Raw genomic sequence first — 14,381 nt, forward strand, 5'->3', positions numbered from 1 at the left:
AAATCAGGGCTGAACGCGGCGGAGGGTGAGGTTTATCCGCCCGCCGTTCTTCAACAGCGTCGAGGTTGCCGGATAGATGCGGTCGACGCCATGGAAGCACAACCTTCCTTCGCCGCCGAGGATGACGATATCGCCGCTCGAAAGCTTGAAAGATAGCGTGCGATCGTTGCGGTTGAGGCCGCCGACCCGAAACAGGCAGGCGTTGCCGAGCGAGATCGACAGCACGGGCGCCTTGAGATCCTGCTCGTCGCGATCCTGATGCAGGCCCATGCGCGCATCGTCGCTATAGAAATTGACGAGGCAGGCTTCGGGCGGCTTTTCATAGCCTGCTATATCGCGCCAGAGATCGAGCAGTTGTGGCGGGATCGCCGGCCAGGGACGACCTGTCGCCGGATGCGTCGGCTGGTAGCGGTAGCCGTGCTGCTTGTCCGTCACCCAGCCGAGCGAGCCGCAATTGGTCATGCGCACCGACATCTCCTTGCCGGTGCCCGGCATGACCGGTGTGAACAGCGGCGCCTCCGCCACGACGGCACGGATCGCCTCGACCAGCGCTTCCTGGGCAGGGCGGTCGAGATATCCGGGCAGATGGCGAATTCCGTTGGGGAGCAGCATCGATATTTCCTGTGGTGGGCTGGTCAGGTGAGCCTGTTATTGCCGCGCCTTTTTGCATGGCCCCTCACCCCAACCCTCTCCCCGCATAGCGGGGCGAGGGAGTTTTCGTGCCTCAAGTCAGCTGCCGCCAGGAGAAACCAAGGTCGCTGGTTCGCGCTGTCGTCCCTTCTCCCCGCCTGCGGGGAGAAGGCTAGGATGAGGGGCCAAGCAGATAGCATCTGCGAAATCGAACTCGCCTGACTATCATCATCTTGACCGAATCAAATCGAAACCGCAGCCCGAAAAGCGAGCCTAGTCGCCGCCGACCTTGCCGCGCATCTTCTTGACCTCGGAGCGGCCGGATTTCTCCTTCAGCCGGCGCTCGACGGAGCCCTTGGTCGGCTTGGTCTTCCTGCGGGGCGGCGGCGGCGGGGCGGCGGCTTCGAGGATCAGTTCTTTCAGCCGCTCGCGCGCGTCCTCGCGATTGCGATCCTGGCTGCGAAAGCGGCTGGCCTCGATCATCAGCACGCCGTCCTTGGAGACGCGGCGGCCGGCGAGCCTGATGGCATTGGCCTTGACGCGATCGTTGAGCGACGGCGAATTCACGATACCGAAGAAGAGCTGGACGGCGGTCGCGACCTTGTTGACGTTCTGGCCGCCGGGACCACCCGCCAGAACGAATTGTTCCGTCAGTTCCCAGCCGGCAACAGTGATCCGGTCGTTGATGTAAAGCGCTTCGCTGGCCATGATTTTCTCCGCGCCTGTCTATCCCACATCGAGGCGCGGTTGAAAATATGGTTATCGCAAGTTCGGGGCCGCCTCGTCCTTCGAGGCATTTCCACGCGTTGCGCCGAAATGCACCTCAGGATGAGGGCGGGGCGACTACAGCCAGGGCAGAAAACCCGCCCTCGCGGTGAGCAGGCCCGGAGGGCCGTCTCGAACCACGAGGGCGGGTCGTGAGTTTCACGTGAGTCATCGCTCTCGTGAGCTATTTATTCCGCTGCAACCCGCAAACCCGGGGCCGCGTCGCGGACGTTGCCGTCGACATGGTCCTCGAACTTGGCGAAGTTCGACACGAACATCTGCACCAGCTTGGCGGCCTGCGCGTCATAGGCATCGCCATCCGCCCAGGTGGAGCGCGGGTCGAGGATGCCGCTGTCGACGCCTTCGACCGCAACCGGAACCGCAAAGCCGAAATTCTGATCGATGCGGAATTCGACGTTGTCGAGATCGCCCTTCAGGGCCGAGGCCAGCAACGCACGCGTCGCCTTGATCGGCATGCGGCTTCCCTTGCCGTAGGCGCCGCCGGTCCAGCCGGTGTTGACGAGCCAGCAACGGGCGCCGTGGCGGGCGATCAGCTCCTTGAGCAGATTGCCGTATTCGGCGGGATGGCGCGGCATGAAGGGAGCGCCGAAGCAGGTCGAGAACGTGGCTTCCGGCTCGACGACGCCCTTCTCCGTGCCGGCGACCTTGGCGGTGTAGCCCGACAGGAAGTGGTACATCGCCTGATCCGGCGTCAGCTTGGCAATCGGCGGCATGACGCCGAAGGCATCGGCCGTCAGCATGATGATCGTCTCGGGATGACCCGTCATGCCGGATTCCGAAGCATTCGGGATGAAATGCAGCGGATAGGCGCTCCGGGTGTTTTCCGTCAGCGAGCCGTCGTCGAGATCCGGCCTGCCATGCTCGTCGAGCACGACGTTTTCCAGCACGGTGCCGAAGCGGCGCGTCGTCTCGTAGATTTCCGGCTCGGCCTCGGCCGAAAGGCGGATGGTCTTGGCGTAGCAGCCGCCTTCGAAGTTGAAGATGCCGTTTTCACCCCAGCCATGCTCGTCGTCGCCGATGAGCGTGCGCGTCGGATCGGCCGACAGCGTCGTCTTGCCGGTGCCGGAGAGGCCGAAGAAGATCGCGGCATCGCCCTCGGGGCCGACATTCGCCGAGCAGTGCATCGGCATGACGCCACGCTCCGGCAGCATGTAGTTCAGCGCCGTGAACACCGATTTCTTCATTTCGCCGGCATAGGACGTGCCGCCGATCAGGACGATGCCGTTGACGAAATCGCAGGCGATCACCGTCTCCGTACGGCAGCCGTAGCGCTCGGGATCGGCGCGAAAGCTCGGCAGGTCGATGATCGTCAGCTTCGGCACGAAGCTTTCGAGCGCCGAGCGCTCCGGGCGGATCAGCAGATTGCGGATGAACAGCGAGTGCCAGGCGAACTCGGTGATGACGCGGGTCGGCAGGGCATATTCGGCATCGGCGCCGCCGATGAGATCCTGCACGAACAGGTCCCTGCCGCGGGCATGCGCCAGCATGTCCTCATGCAGCAGCGCGAAATGTTCCGGCGACATCGGCTTGTTGTTGTCCCACCAGATCTGGTCTTCGGTGGTGGCGTCGCGCACGACGAACTTGTCCTTCGGGGAGCGGCCGGTGTGCTGGCCGGTCAAAGCCCTGAGGGCGCCATCGGCGGTCAGATCGGCTTCGCGGCGGCGAATCGCCTCCTCATAAAGGTGAGCTTCCATGAGGTTATAGCGCACACTGGCGGCGGCTCCCAGGCCGATCGATCCCAGTTCAGTCGCGGGATTGCGGACGCCGAATTGCTCCATGATTTTTTCCTCTACAAGGGGCTTGGCCGTTAGAATTGTCTAAAGCGTAGAGGTGTCTTTTTAAAAGCACAAGAGCGCAAAACAAAAAATCTGTAATGATATCATATATTTAATCGATTTAAATAAATCTCGGCAATTTTAAATCGTTTGAATGAGGGCGGGCGAGACGTTTCGTCGCACAACCTCCGATCACGGGCATTTCTCCTCGGCAATCTTCCCCTTTATCTTTGCCACAATTTGTTCCACCTTTATCCCCATAAGCGCGCCAGGTTACCGCCGACCGAGCTGGCAGACCGCCTGGGCTGGATTCCAAATCCGGGAGATGCGCACTGATGACGGAGACGAACACCATGTTGACAATCGCGCTCGTTGACGACGACCGCAATATCCTGACTTCCGTATCGATTGCCTTGGAAGCAGAGGGATATAAGGTAGAGACCTACACCGACGGGGCCTCGGCGCTGGACGGCCTGCTTGCCCGGCCGCCGCAACTGGCGATCTTCGATATCAAGATGCCGCGCATGGACGGCATGGAGCTGCTGCGCCGCCTACGCCAGAAGTCCGACATCCCGGTCATCTTCCTCACCTCCAAGGACGAGGAAATCGACGAACTCTTCGGCCTGAAGATGGGCGCCGACGACTTCATCACCAAGCCGTTCTCGCAGCGCCTCCTGGTCGAGCGCGTCAAGGCGGTTCTCCGCCGCGCCTCCGCCCGCGAAGCCGCGAACGCAGCCGGCGGCACTGCCGTCGCCAAGCCCGGCGCCGCCCAGCAGGCCCGCTCGCTCGAACGCGGCCAGCTGGTCATGGACCAGGAACGCCATACATGCACCTGGAAGGGCGAGCCGGTGACGCTGACCGTCACCGAATTCCTCATCCTGCATTCGCTGGCGCAGCGCCCCGGCGTGGTCAAGAGCCGCGATGCGCTGATGGATGCCGCCTATGACGAGCAGGTCTATGTCGACGACCGCACCATCGACAGCCACATCAAGAGGCTGCGCAAGAAATTCAAGATGGTCGATCTCGATTTTGATATGATCGAGACGCTGTATGGCGTGGGCTATCGTTTCCGCGAAGCTGCCTAGAGCCGGATGATTTCAGGTCCAACCGACCAGAAATCCGAATCCGCTCCAGAACTAAAAAGTGAGCATGATGCCGTCCGAAAACCGCATATACTTTCCGGCGTCATGCTCGAACAGTTAGCTGGACCATACGGCTGAGAATGGAATAAGAGCATGCGGACGGGATCCCTGATCCCGTTCTTCGAAAGGGCCGTTGGCTTGGCGCAGCTGGTGCAGGACAGGGATATAGACGACTCGGAAGGCCCGAGCGGCGCTCGGATCGCACGCCGGCGCTGGACCCATCCGTTCGTGCTGATCCGCCGCATCTTCGGCAACGCCGTCTTTTCCAGCCTGACGCGCCGCATCCTGTTCTTCAACCTTGCGGCACTGGTCGTCCTTGTCGGCGGCATTCTCTATCTCAACCAGTTTCGCGAGGGGCTGATCGATGCGCGCGTCGAAAGCCTGCTGACGCAGGGCGAAATCATCGCCGGCGCCGTTTCCGCATCGGCATCGGTCGATACCAACTCCATCACCATCGATCCGCAGAAGCTCCTGGAGCTGCAGGCCGGCCAAAGCATCACCCCCGTTCCGAACGACGAGGATCTGGAATTCCCGATCGATCCGGAAAAAGTGGCGCCGGTGCTGACCCGGCTGATCTCGCCGACGCGCACCCGCGCCCGCATCTTCGATGCCGATGCCAACCTGCTGCTCGACAGCCGCCATCTCTATTCGCGCGGCCAGGTGCTGCGCTACGACCTGCCGCCGGTCGACGATGCGGCGCAGAGCTGGTCGGACTGGTTCAGCGGCCTGCTCAACAAGATGCTGCAGCCGGGCAATCTGCCTGTCTACAAGGAAGCGCCCGGCGGTGACGGCTCGATCTACCCGGAAGTCATGAACGCGCTGACGGGCGTGCGCGGCGCTGTCGTGCGCACCACGGAGAAGGGCGAGCTGATCGTTTCGGTCGCCGTGCCGATCCAGCGTTTTCGCGCCGTGCTCGGCGTCCTGCTGCTGTCGACGCAGGCCGGCGATATCGACAAGATCGTTCATGCCGAACGCCTGGCGATCATGCGCGTCTTCGGCGTCGCGACGCTGGTCAACGTCGTGCTGTCGCTGCTGCTGTCGTCCACCATCGCCAATCCGCTGCGCCGGCTTTCGGCCGCCGCCATCCGCGTGCGCCGCGGTGGGGCGAAGGAGCGCGAGGAAATTCCCGATTTCTCGGCCCGCCAGGACGAGATCGGCAACCTGTCGATCGCGCTGCGCGACATGACCTCGGCGCTCTACGATCGCATCGACGCCATCGAAAGCTTCGCGGCCGATGTCAGCCACGAGCTGAAAAACCCGCTGACATCGCTGCGCAGCGCCGTCGAAACGCTGCCGCTTGCCAAGAGCGACGATTCCAAGAAGCGGCTCATGGATGTGATCCAGCACGATGTCCGCCGCCTCGACCGCCTGATCAGCGATATCTCCGATGCATCGCGGCTCGATGCCGAACTTGCCCGCTCGGATGCCAAATCGATCGACCTGGAAGTGCTGCTGCGCGACATGATCGAGATCTCGAGGCAGGTCGGGCACAGCAAGAAGGCCGTCGAGATCGAATATGCGGTCGATCGCAAGCCGGCCAACAAGTCCAAGTTCCTGATCGACGGCCACGATCTTCGTATCGGCCAGATCGTAACCAACCTCATCGAAAACGCCCGGTCCTTCGTTCCGACCGCCACCGGCAAGATCACCGTCCGGCTGACACGCACGCGGACGCGCTGCGTCATCTATATCGAAGATAACGGCCCTGGCATCCAGGCCGAAAACATCGACCGCATCTTCGAACGCTTCTACACCGATCGGCCCGAGGCCGAAGGGTTCGGGCAGAATTCCGGTCTCGGTCTTTCCATCAGCCGGCAGATCGCCGAGGCGCATGGCGGATCGCTGCGCGCCGAGAATATCGTCGACAGCGACGGCGTGACGCTGCACGGAGCCCGCTTCATTCTCTCGCTGCCCGCCCGGACGCCGGCGTGACCGGCGGCATGACCGGCGAAACGACCAATATTCACGCCACGGCCATCCTCGTCGGCAAGACCGGGCTGCTGTTTCTAGGCCCCTCGGGCAGCGGCAAATCCAGCCTCGCCTTCTCGTGCCTGGCTGCTGCCAAGCCGCTCGGGCTTGCCGCAAGCCTGATCGCCGACGATCGCGTGCTGATCTCCGAGCAGGACGGCTCCCTGATCGCGGAATGTCCGCCGTCGATCGCCGGGTTGATGGAAATCCGCTATACCGGGATTGTTCGGATGCCTTACGTTTCGCGGGCCGAAATGCATTTCGCCGTCCGCCCCGTCGATCCGACTACGGCTGAGAGGATGCCACCTGAGGACGAATGGATCGATATTACCGTATCCGCTCGGTTGCCCCTGATCCGTCTGTCTGCAACCTCCGCGAATCCGCTGGCTGTAATCGTGGCGAAAATCGGCGCAAGTTTGGGTTAATAGGCCATTTAGGCCCCTACAGGCGTTCAAATCCTATATTTTAAGCTTGCACTTCGTCTTTTCATCGCCAAGATGTCCCCCCACGGTGGACGGCATTGCTGCATTGCGATATGGGCCACCTGTTTGCATATGCAATGGGAGCAGTAATATCATGATTGGACTTGTGCTTGTCACTCATGGCAAGCTGGCTGAAGAGTTTCGGCATGCTGTCGAGCATGTCGTTGGTCCGCAGAAGTTCATAGAAACGGTATGCATTGGTCCCGAGGACGATATGGACAAGCGCCGGCAGGACATTCTGCAGGCCGTCGCGGGTGCCGACGACGGGCACGGCGTCATCATCCTCACCGACATGTTCGGCGGCACTCCTTCCAATCTCGCAATCTCCGTCATGAACAGCGGCCATACCGAGGTCATCGCCGGCGTCAATCTGCCGATGCTGATCAAGCTTGCCGGCGTGCGCGGCGACAACAACATGGAAAGGGCTCTGGTGGAAGCTTCGGAGGCAGGTCGCAAATACATCAACGTGGCCAGCCGCGTGCTTAGCGGCAAATAACGAGGCAAGCACAGCCCCCATGACCATGACCGAGCTTTCCCGGGAACTCCTCATCATCAACAAACGGGGCCTGCACGCCCGAGCCTCCGCAAAATTCGTACAAACCGTCGAAGCATACGATGCCGCGATCACCGTTTCGAAGGACGGCACCACGGTCGGCGGCAATTCGATCATGGGCCTGATGATGCTGGCCGCCAGTCCCGGCTGCAGCGTGCTGGTGACGGCGAGCGGCAATCAGGCGGCCGAAGCGCTCGAGGCGCTCGATCAGCTGGTGGCCAACAAGTTCGGCGAGGAAATGTAAGGTTTCCTCCGGTCGTTGCCGGGATATAAAGACATAAAGACTTCTTTATATCATTATTGATTTCCACCCTGAAGCCTGCTACACGGCATCATCCTACACGCTATAGCGTGCAATTCTTGTTGCATTCGGCTGAGGCGTTTGCCCGCGGCGCGACTGCATCGTTCAGGCTGGAGACCCACTGATGAGCACTGAAAAGGACTACGTCGTCGCTGATATCGGCCTTGCCGACTTCGGCCGCAAGGAAATCTCGATCGCCGAAACCGAAATGCCGGGCCTGATGGCCTGCCGCGCCGAATTCGGCGAAGCGCAGCCGCTGAAGGGCGCACGCATCACCGGCTCGCTGCACATGACGATCCAGACCGCCGTTCTCATCGAGACACTGGTCGCGCTCGGCGCTCAGGTCCGCTGGGCCTCCTGCAACATCTTCTCCACGCAGGACCATGCCGCCGCAGCGATCGCCGCCTCCGGCGTTCCGGTCTTCGCGATCAAGGGCGAGAGCCTCGAAGACTACTGGATCTACACCGACAAGATCTTCCAGTGGACCGATGGCGGCCTCTCCAACATGATCCTCGACGATGGCGGCGACGCCACGATGTACATCCTGCTCGGCGCCCGCGCCGAAGCCGGCGAGGACGTGCTCTCCCATCCGCATTCGGAAGAAGAGGAAATCCTCTTCGCGCAGATCAAGAAGCGCCTTCAGGCTTCGCCGGGCTGGTTCACCAAGCAGCGCGACGCCATCAAGGGCGTGACCGAAGAAACCACGACCGGCGTCAACCGCCTCTACCAGCTCAGCCAGAAGGGCCTGCTGCCCTTCCCGGCCATCAACGTCAACGATAGCGTCACCAAGTCGAAGTTCGACAACAAGTATGGCTGCAAGGAATCGCTGGTCGACGGCATCCGCCGCGCCACCGACGTGATGATGGCCGGCAAGGTCGCCGTCGTCTGCGGCTATGGCGACGTCGGCAAGGGTTCCGCCGCTTCGCTTTCCGGCGCCGGCGCCCGCGTCAAGGTCACCGAAGTCGATCCGATCTGCGCCCTTCAGGCTGCCATGGACGGCTACGAAGTCGTTCAGCTCGAAGACGTCGTTTCGAGCGCCGACATCTTCATCACCACAACCGGCAACAAGGACGTCATCCGCATCGACCACATGCGCGCGATGAAGGACATGGCGATCGTCGGCAACATCGGCCACTTCGACAACGAAATCCAGGTTGCCGCTCTGCGGAACCAGAAGTGGACGAACATCAAGCCGCAGGTCGACCTGGTCGAATTCTCCAAGGGCAACCGCATCATCCTTCTGTCCGAAGGCCGCCTGCTGAACCTCGGCAACGCCACCGGCCACCCGTCCTTCGTGATGTCGGCTTCCTTCACCAACCAGACGTTGGCGCAGATCGAGCTCTTCACCAAGCCCGGCCACTACAAGAACGAGGTCTACGTTCTGCCGAAGCACCTCGACGAGAAGGTCGCCCGCCTGCATCTGGCCAAGCTCGGCGTAAAGCTGACGGAGCTTTCGGAAGAGCAGGCTTCGTATATCGGCGTAACGCCGAAAGGTCCTTTCAAGTCCGACCACTACAGATACTGATTAGCAAATCACTATCCACAACATCTTGTGGCCCTGGCATTGACAAATGCCGGGGCTTATTTTTTAGCCAGCTCCCTTCCCGCAGATTCCCTTAGGCAGTATTGTTTTTACACTTGATTCGTGACGAACCGGGCATGCCCGGAGCCATGAAAATGGGATGTCTTGTCAGGATGCGGCACAGTAGAGCCGGATGATTCCAGGTCGATCCGGCCTGAAATCTGAATCGGCTCTGCAATCAAATAAGTAGAACATGATGTCGTCCGAAAACCGCTTGCACTTTTCGGCATCATGCTCTGAAGGACGGAGACAAGCCTCTTATGTCTGAAGGGGAAGACAACCTGCATCAGCCAGCGCTACGCCGAGCGGCAGCGCGGTTGCGGCAGGGCAGCGCATATCGGCTTCCAGAGCGGGCGAAGCGCGGAAATGACGGTGGCCGGCTGGCCTCGCTGACCCGCCTGCTGCGGCTCAGCGTCTTTGGCGGTCTCGCGACCGGCCTGGCAGGACCCGTTCTCGCGCAGAGCAACACTGTGACGCAGACAGGCATGCGCCTCTTCACCTCCTCGGAAATGGCTGTCTGCTCCGTCATCATCGGTGTCATCTCGGCAGCGCTTCTATCGACCATGTGGATGGTCCGGCAGCGCGGCAATATGGAAAGCGAAAGCCGCGAGATCCGTACGGCTCTCTCCGATGCCAACCAGCGCATTTCGCAATATCAGGCGCTGATCGCCGACAAGAACCGCCGGATCGTCATCTGGGACGGCCAGAATGCGCGCCCAGAACTGCTGGGCCAGCTTCCGGTCGAGACCGGCGCCCCCCAGGACAACGAATTCCTCGCCTTCGGGCGCTGGCTGAAATCATGGTCGGCCGGCGAACTCGACAAGGCAATCGACAAGCTGCGCGGCAACGGCCAGAGCTTCGACATGGTGGTCGAAACCAACCGTGACGAAATCCTGGAAGCGCAAGGGCGCATTTCCGGCGGACGGGCCTTCGTTCGCTTCATCGCGCTCAACAATCTGCGCGCGGAGCTGGCCGAGCTGAAGATCGAGCGCGAACGGCTGATGACGTCGATCTCCACCTTCCAGAACCTGCTCGACGCCATCGACCTGCCGGTCTGGCAACGCGATGCGGAAGGTGCGCTCACCTGGGTCAACCAGGCCTATGGCGAAGCCGTGGAAGCGGTGTCTACCGATGAGGCCGTGCGCGAAGGACGCGAATTCCTGACGACCGTGACCCGCGAGCGCATTCGCGCCGCGACCACGCCGGAATCGCCCTTCCACGACAAGATTTCGACCGTCGTGCACGGCAACCGCACCTTCTTCGACGTCGTCGACGTGAAGGCTCCGAACGGTTCCGCCGGCATCGCCATTGACGTGTCCGAAGCGGAGGCCGTCCGGGCCGAGCTGGCGCGCACGCTGAAGAGCCACGCCGAAACGCTCGACCATCTCGCAACCCCTGTCGCCATCTTCGATGGCGACAGGCGGCTGCAGTTCTACAACCAGGCCTTCGTCCAGCTCTGGGAGCTCGACATCGCCTTCCTCGAGAAGCGACCCGACAATAGCGAGCTTCTGGACCGGCTGCGCGGCGCCAAGAAGCTGCCGGAGCAGCTGAACTGGAAGACGTGGAAGGACGGCGTCCTTTCGGTCTATCGCGCCCTCGACACGCAGACCGATCTCTGGCACTTGCCCAATGGCCAGATCCTCCGGGTTTTCGCCACCGCCCATCCGCAGGGGGGCGCCACCTGGGTATTCGAGAACCTGACCGAGCAGGTCGATCTCGAAACGCGCTACAATACGCTGGTCAAGGTTCAGGGCGAGACCATCGACCATCTCTCCGAGGGCGTTGCCGTTTTCGGGCCTGATGGCCGCATCCGCCTTTCCAACCCGGCCTTCCGTATCCTCTGGAACATCACCGAGGCGCAGGCGAAGCCCGACACGCATATCCAGGCCTTGGCCGAAGCCTGCGCTCCCTCTTACGACCGGCCGGACGGCTGGAAGCGGTTTGCCGAGCAGATCACCAGCTTCGACGACGAGCGCCCGTCATCCCAAGGCACGCTGGAGCTCTATTCCAATCTGGTGCTCGACTACGCCGTCATTCCGCTGCCGAACGCGCAGACCATGCTGACCTTCGTCAACAAGACGGACAGCGTGCGCGCCGAACGGGCGCTGACGGAGAAGAACGAAGCGCTGCTGAAGGCGGACGAGCTGAAGAACGATTTCGTCCAGCATGTGTCCTACGAGCTGCGCTCGCCGCTGACCAACATCATCGGCTTCACGGACCTCCTGAAGACGCCGGGCATCGGCTCGCTGAACGAGCGGCAGGCGGAATATATCGACCATATCTCCACCTCCTCCTCGGTGCTTCTGACGCTGGTCAACGATATTCTCGACCTGGCGACGGTCGATGCCGGCATCATGCGGCTGAACTATTCCGAGATCGTGCTCAACGACCTGCTCGACGAAGTGTCGATGCAGATCGCCGACCGGCTGCAGGAAAGCGGCGTGACGCTCGAAATCACCGTGCCGGCGCAACTCGGCTCCATGGTCGCCGATCAGCAGCGCCTGAAGCAGATCCTGCTGAAGCTTCTGACCAATGCCGCCAATTTCGCGCCCGAGGGATCGACGATCTCGCTCAAGTGCGGGCGCGAAGGGGCGGATTTTGTCTTCTCGGTCTCCGACAAGGGTCCTGGCATACCGGAAGACCTGATCCAAAGCGTCTTCAACCGCTTCGCCTCCGGAGGCAAGGGCAGCAAGCGCAGCGGCGCGGGCCTCGGCCTTTCCATCGTCGAAAGCTTCGTCAGCCTGCATGACGGCGAAGTCTCGATCGAAAGCCAGCCGGGCAAGGGGACGATAGTGACCTGCCGAATTCCCTCCGCTGAATTGCCTCACTCCGTCGCTGCAGAATGACAGCTTCCGACAGCAGCATCTCCCTTTTCCTCGCGGACGACACGGCCACGGCCCAGCTCGGCGAGGATCTGGCGCTGGCATTGAAGACCGGTGACTGTCTGGCGCTCTCAGGCGATCTCGGCGCGGGCAAATCTTCGCTCGCCCGCGCGCTGTTGCGCGCCATGGCCGACGATGCCGAACTGGATGTGCCGAGCCCGACCTTTACGCTCGTGCAATCCTACGAGCTGCGCATCCCAGTTTCGCATTTCGATCTCTACCGCCTCGGCGATCCGAGCGAATTGACGGAACTCGGCTTCGATGAAGCCCTGCAGGCCGGTATCTGCCTTGTCGAATGGCCTGAAATGGCCGAAGGCGAGCTGCCGAAAGAGCGCGTCGATCTCCAGCTCACGCATGAGGGCGAGGGACGGCGAGTCACGATCACGGCGGCGGCCAGGCAGGCGGCACGCATCGAGCGCGTGCTTGATATTCGCGCCTTTCTCGATTCGCACGGCTATGGCGGCGCGCATCGGCGCTTCCTGACGGGCGATGCCTCGCTGCGCGCTTATGAATCGATCTATCCAAAAGAAGGCGGCAGCCGCGTGATCCTGATGGACTGGCCGCGTCTGCCGGAAGGGCCGGCCGTGCTCGACGGCAAGCCCTATCCGAAGGTCGCCCATCTTGCCTGGGATGCCTATCCCTTCGTGGCAATCGCCAATGTCCTCAGAGAGAACGGCTTTGCCGCTCCGGAAATCTTTGCCGCCGACTACGACCGGGGCATCCTGCTGATCGAGGATCTTGGCACGGATGGCGTGCTGGACGAACACGGAAAGCCGATTGCCGAGCGCTATCGCGCCAGCGTCGCGTGCCTGGCGCATCTGCACGGCCTCTCCATTCCCCGTGACATTCCGGTTACGCCTGACCACACCCATCACATTCCCGACTTCGACCGGACCGCGATGAAGATGGAAGCGCGGCTGCTTCTCGACTGGCACCTGCCCTGGAAGCGCGGGACGCCCGCCAGCGACGAGGAGCGAGCCGACTATCTGGCGATCTGGGACGGGCTGATCGATCAGCTCGAAGATACGGAAAAGAACCTGCTGCTGCGCGACATGCATTCGCCGAATATCATCTGGCGGGCGAGGGAAAAGGGCATCCAGCGCATCGGCCTCATCGATTTCCAGGATGCAATGATCGGGCCGACCTCCTATGACGTTGCCTCGCTGGTGCAGGATGCGCGCGTGACGATCGAGCGCGATCTGCATGACCGGCTGATGGCCGATTATCTCGCGCTACGGCATGCCCAGGGCGGCTTCGACGAGGCTAGGTTCCTGAAAAGCTGGGCGATCATGTCGGCGCAGCGCAACTGCAAGCTTGCCGGCCTCTGGGTGCGGCTGCTGCAGCGCGACGGCAAGCCCGGATATCTGAAGCACATGCCGCGCACGCTCGCCTATCTCGCCATCGCCTTCGAGCACGACGCGCTCGCACCGCTGCGCGAATGGTGCGAGAAGGCCGGTATTGGCCAGGTATAAATCCAAGACCCGGCGACGGCTTTCCGGCCTTGTGCTAAAGGAAAGCAGATAGCGAATCACGAGTTCGAGACGAGATGACCATCAAGCAAGCCATGGTATTGGCCGCGGGGCTCGGAACCCGCATGCGGCCGATCACCGACACCATCCCGAAGCCGCTGGTGAAGATCGGCGGCAAGCCGATGATCGATTATGCGCTGGATGCGCTGGCGCAGGCGGGCGTCGAGCGGGCCGTGGTGAACGTCCACCACCACGCCGACCAGATGGAGGCGCATTTGCGCGGCTATCGCGGCCTCGACATCCTGATCTCCGACGAACGGGACGCGCTGATGAACAATGGCGGCGGGCTCGTCAAAGGCCTGAAGCTGCTCGGCCGCGATCCGGTTTTCGTCATGAACGCCGATCTGTTCTGGGTCGGCGAAAAGCCCGGCCATCCGACGAATCTCGAACGTTTAGCCGGATTCTACGACGAGCGGCGCATGGATATGGCGATGCTCTGCGTCGATCTGGAGCGAACCACCGGCCATAACGGCAAGAACGACTTCAGCATGGCTGACGGCGGAAGCCTCGCCCGCTATCGCGATGTCGGGCACAATGGCGTCGTCTATGCCGGCGCGATCGCGATGAGCCCGTCCTTCTTCGATGACGCGCCGAATGACGCCTTCAACCTCAACATCTACTTCGACAAGGCCATCGCGCGCGGCCGGCTCTATGGCACCATGCTCGACGGCCACTGGCTGACTGTGGGCACGCCGGAGGCAATCGGCGAGGCGGAGGAAACGATCCGGACCTACCGGGCGTTCGCGTGAGC

Annotated in this window: 12 protein-coding genes; 9 read left to right on the top strand and 3 right to left on the bottom strand. The window is 61.9% G+C overall.

The window, feature by feature from the left end:
- Window positions 1–3: 3 nt before the first annotated feature.
- The 3 genes from ACQZ6J_RS22310 to ACQZ6J_RS22320 form a co-directional block, all read right to left on the bottom strand.
- The gene (locus ACQZ6J_RS22310) at window positions 4–612 is read right to left on the bottom strand and encodes an alpha-ketoglutarate-dependent dioxygenase AlkB family protein (RefSeq protein ID WP_449085662.1); all 609 of its coding nucleotides are present in this window, start codon (window positions 610–612) and stop codon (window positions 4–6) included.
- 291 nt (window positions 613–903) lie between these two features.
- Window positions 904–1,338 (bottom strand): alternative ribosome rescue aminoacyl-tRNA hydrolase ArfB, encoded by a 435-nt coding sequence (gene arfB / locus ACQZ6J_RS22315; RefSeq protein WP_163993255.1) that lies wholly within the window; start codon window positions 1,336–1,338, stop codon window positions 904–906.
- 245 nt (window positions 1,339–1,583) lie between these two features.
- Complete coding sequence (locus tag ACQZ6J_RS22320) at window positions 1,584–3,194, bottom strand: phosphoenolpyruvate carboxykinase (RefSeq protein ID WP_449085663.1); 1,611 nt, start codon at window positions 3,192–3,194, stop codon at window positions 1,584–1,586.
- Between the two features lie 350 nt (window positions 3,195–3,544).
- On the opposite strand from ACQZ6J_RS22320, the gene ACQZ6J_RS22325 reads away from it, so the two are divergent.
- The 9 genes from ACQZ6J_RS22325 to ACQZ6J_RS22365 all read left to right on the top strand — a co-directional run bounded on the left by ACQZ6J_RS22325 (window position 3,545) and on the right by ACQZ6J_RS22365 (window position 14,379).
- On the top strand, window positions 3,545–4,276 hold the full coding sequence (locus ACQZ6J_RS22325) for a response regulator transcription factor (protein WP_449085765.1): 732 nt from the start codon (window positions 3,545–3,547) through the stop codon (window positions 4,274–4,276).
- Window positions 4,277–4,471: 195 nt separating this feature from the next.
- Window positions 4,472–6,265, top strand: coding sequence for a stimulus-sensing domain-containing protein (locus ACQZ6J_RS22330; RefSeq protein WP_449085766.1), 1,794 nt, complete (start codon window positions 4,472–4,474; stop codon window positions 6,263–6,265).
- 8 nt (window positions 6,266–6,273) lie between these two features.
- Window positions 6,274–6,726: an HPr kinase/phosphorylase gene (locus ACQZ6J_RS22335; protein ID WP_449085767.1), complete on the top strand. Its 453-nt coding sequence runs from the start codon at window positions 6,274–6,276 to the stop codon at window positions 6,724–6,726.
- 151 nt (window positions 6,727–6,877) lie between these two features.
- The gene (locus ACQZ6J_RS22340; RefSeq protein ID WP_015338202.1) at window positions 6,878–7,279 is read left to right on the top strand and encodes a PTS sugar transporter subunit IIA; all 402 of its coding nucleotides are present in this window, start codon (window positions 6,878–6,880) and stop codon (window positions 7,277–7,279) included.
- Between the two features lie 25 nt (window positions 7,280–7,304).
- Window positions 7,305–7,580 carry an HPr family phosphocarrier protein gene (locus ACQZ6J_RS22345; RefSeq protein WP_112795712.1) on the top strand — a complete coding sequence of 92 codons (276 nt, stop codon included), beginning with the start codon at window positions 7,305–7,307 and terminating at the stop codon, window positions 7,578–7,580.
- A gap of 181 nt (window positions 7,581–7,761) precedes the next feature.
- Window positions 7,762–9,162 carry an adenosylhomocysteinase gene (gene ahcY, locus ACQZ6J_RS22350; protein ID WP_163993264.1) on the top strand — a complete coding sequence of 467 codons (1,401 nt, stop codon included), beginning with the start codon at window positions 7,762–7,764 and terminating at the stop codon, window positions 9,160–9,162.
- Window positions 9,163–9,479: 317 nt separating this feature from the next.
- The gene (locus ACQZ6J_RS22355) at window positions 9,480–12,065 is read left to right on the top strand and encodes an ATP-binding protein (protein WP_449085664.1); all 2,586 of its coding nucleotides are present in this window, start codon (window positions 9,480–9,482) and stop codon (window positions 12,063–12,065) included.
- Window positions 12,062–13,573, top strand: a complete 1,512-nt coding sequence (gene tsaE, locus ACQZ6J_RS22360; RefSeq protein WP_449085665.1) for a tRNA (adenosine(37)-N6)-threonylcarbamoyltransferase complex ATPase subunit type 1 TsaE — start codon at window positions 12,062–12,064, stop codon at window positions 13,571–13,573. Before ACQZ6J_RS22355 ends, tsaE begins: the two co-directional genes overlap by 4 nt.
- A gap of 74 nt (window positions 13,574–13,647) precedes the next feature.
- Window positions 13,648–14,379 carry a nucleotidyltransferase family protein gene (locus tag ACQZ6J_RS22365; RefSeq protein ID WP_449085666.1) on the top strand — a complete coding sequence of 244 codons (732 nt, stop codon included), beginning with the start codon at window positions 13,648–13,650 and terminating at the stop codon, window positions 14,377–14,379.
- The last annotated feature ends 2 nt before the right edge of the window (window positions 14,380–14,381 follow it).

The sequence above is a fragment of the Rhizobium sp. A37_96 genome, from assembly GCF_053521765.1.

Coding starts and splice junctions, on each gene's coding strand:
- ACQZ6J_RS22310 (WP_449085662.1), bottom strand. CDS start 612: ATGCTGCTCCCCAACGGAATTCGCCATCTGCCCGGATATCTCGACCGC.
- arfB (WP_163993255.1), bottom strand. CDS start 1,338: ATGGCCAGCGAAGCGCTTTACATCAACGACCGGATCACTGTTGCCGGC.
- ACQZ6J_RS22320 (WP_449085663.1), bottom strand. CDS start 3,194: ATGGAGCAATTCGGCGTCCGCAATCCCGCGACTGAACTGGGATCGATC.
- ACQZ6J_RS22325 (WP_449085765.1), top strand. CDS start 3,545: ATGTTGACAATCGCGCTCGTTGACGACGACCGCAATATCCTGACTTCC.
- ACQZ6J_RS22335 (WP_449085767.1), top strand. CDS start 6,274: ATGACCGGCGAAACGACCAATATTCACGCCACGGCCATCCTCGTCGGC.
- ACQZ6J_RS22340 (WP_015338202.1), top strand. CDS start 6,878: ATGATTGGACTTGTGCTTGTCACTCATGGCAAGCTGGCTGAAGAGTTT.
- ACQZ6J_RS22345 (WP_112795712.1), top strand. CDS start 7,305: ATGACCGAGCTTTCCCGGGAACTCCTCATCATCAACAAACGGGGCCTG.
- ahcY (WP_163993264.1), top strand. CDS start 7,762: ATGAGCACTGAAAAGGACTACGTCGTCGCTGATATCGGCCTTGCCGAC.
- ACQZ6J_RS22355 (WP_449085664.1), top strand. CDS start 9,480: ATGTCTGAAGGGGAAGACAACCTGCATCAGCCAGCGCTACGCCGAGCG.
- tsaE (WP_449085665.1), top strand. CDS start 12,062: ATGACAGCTTCCGACAGCAGCATCTCCCTTTTCCTCGCGGACGACACG.
- ACQZ6J_RS22365 (WP_449085666.1), top strand. CDS start 13,648: ATGACCATCAAGCAAGCCATGGTATTGGCCGCGGGGCTCGGAACCCGC.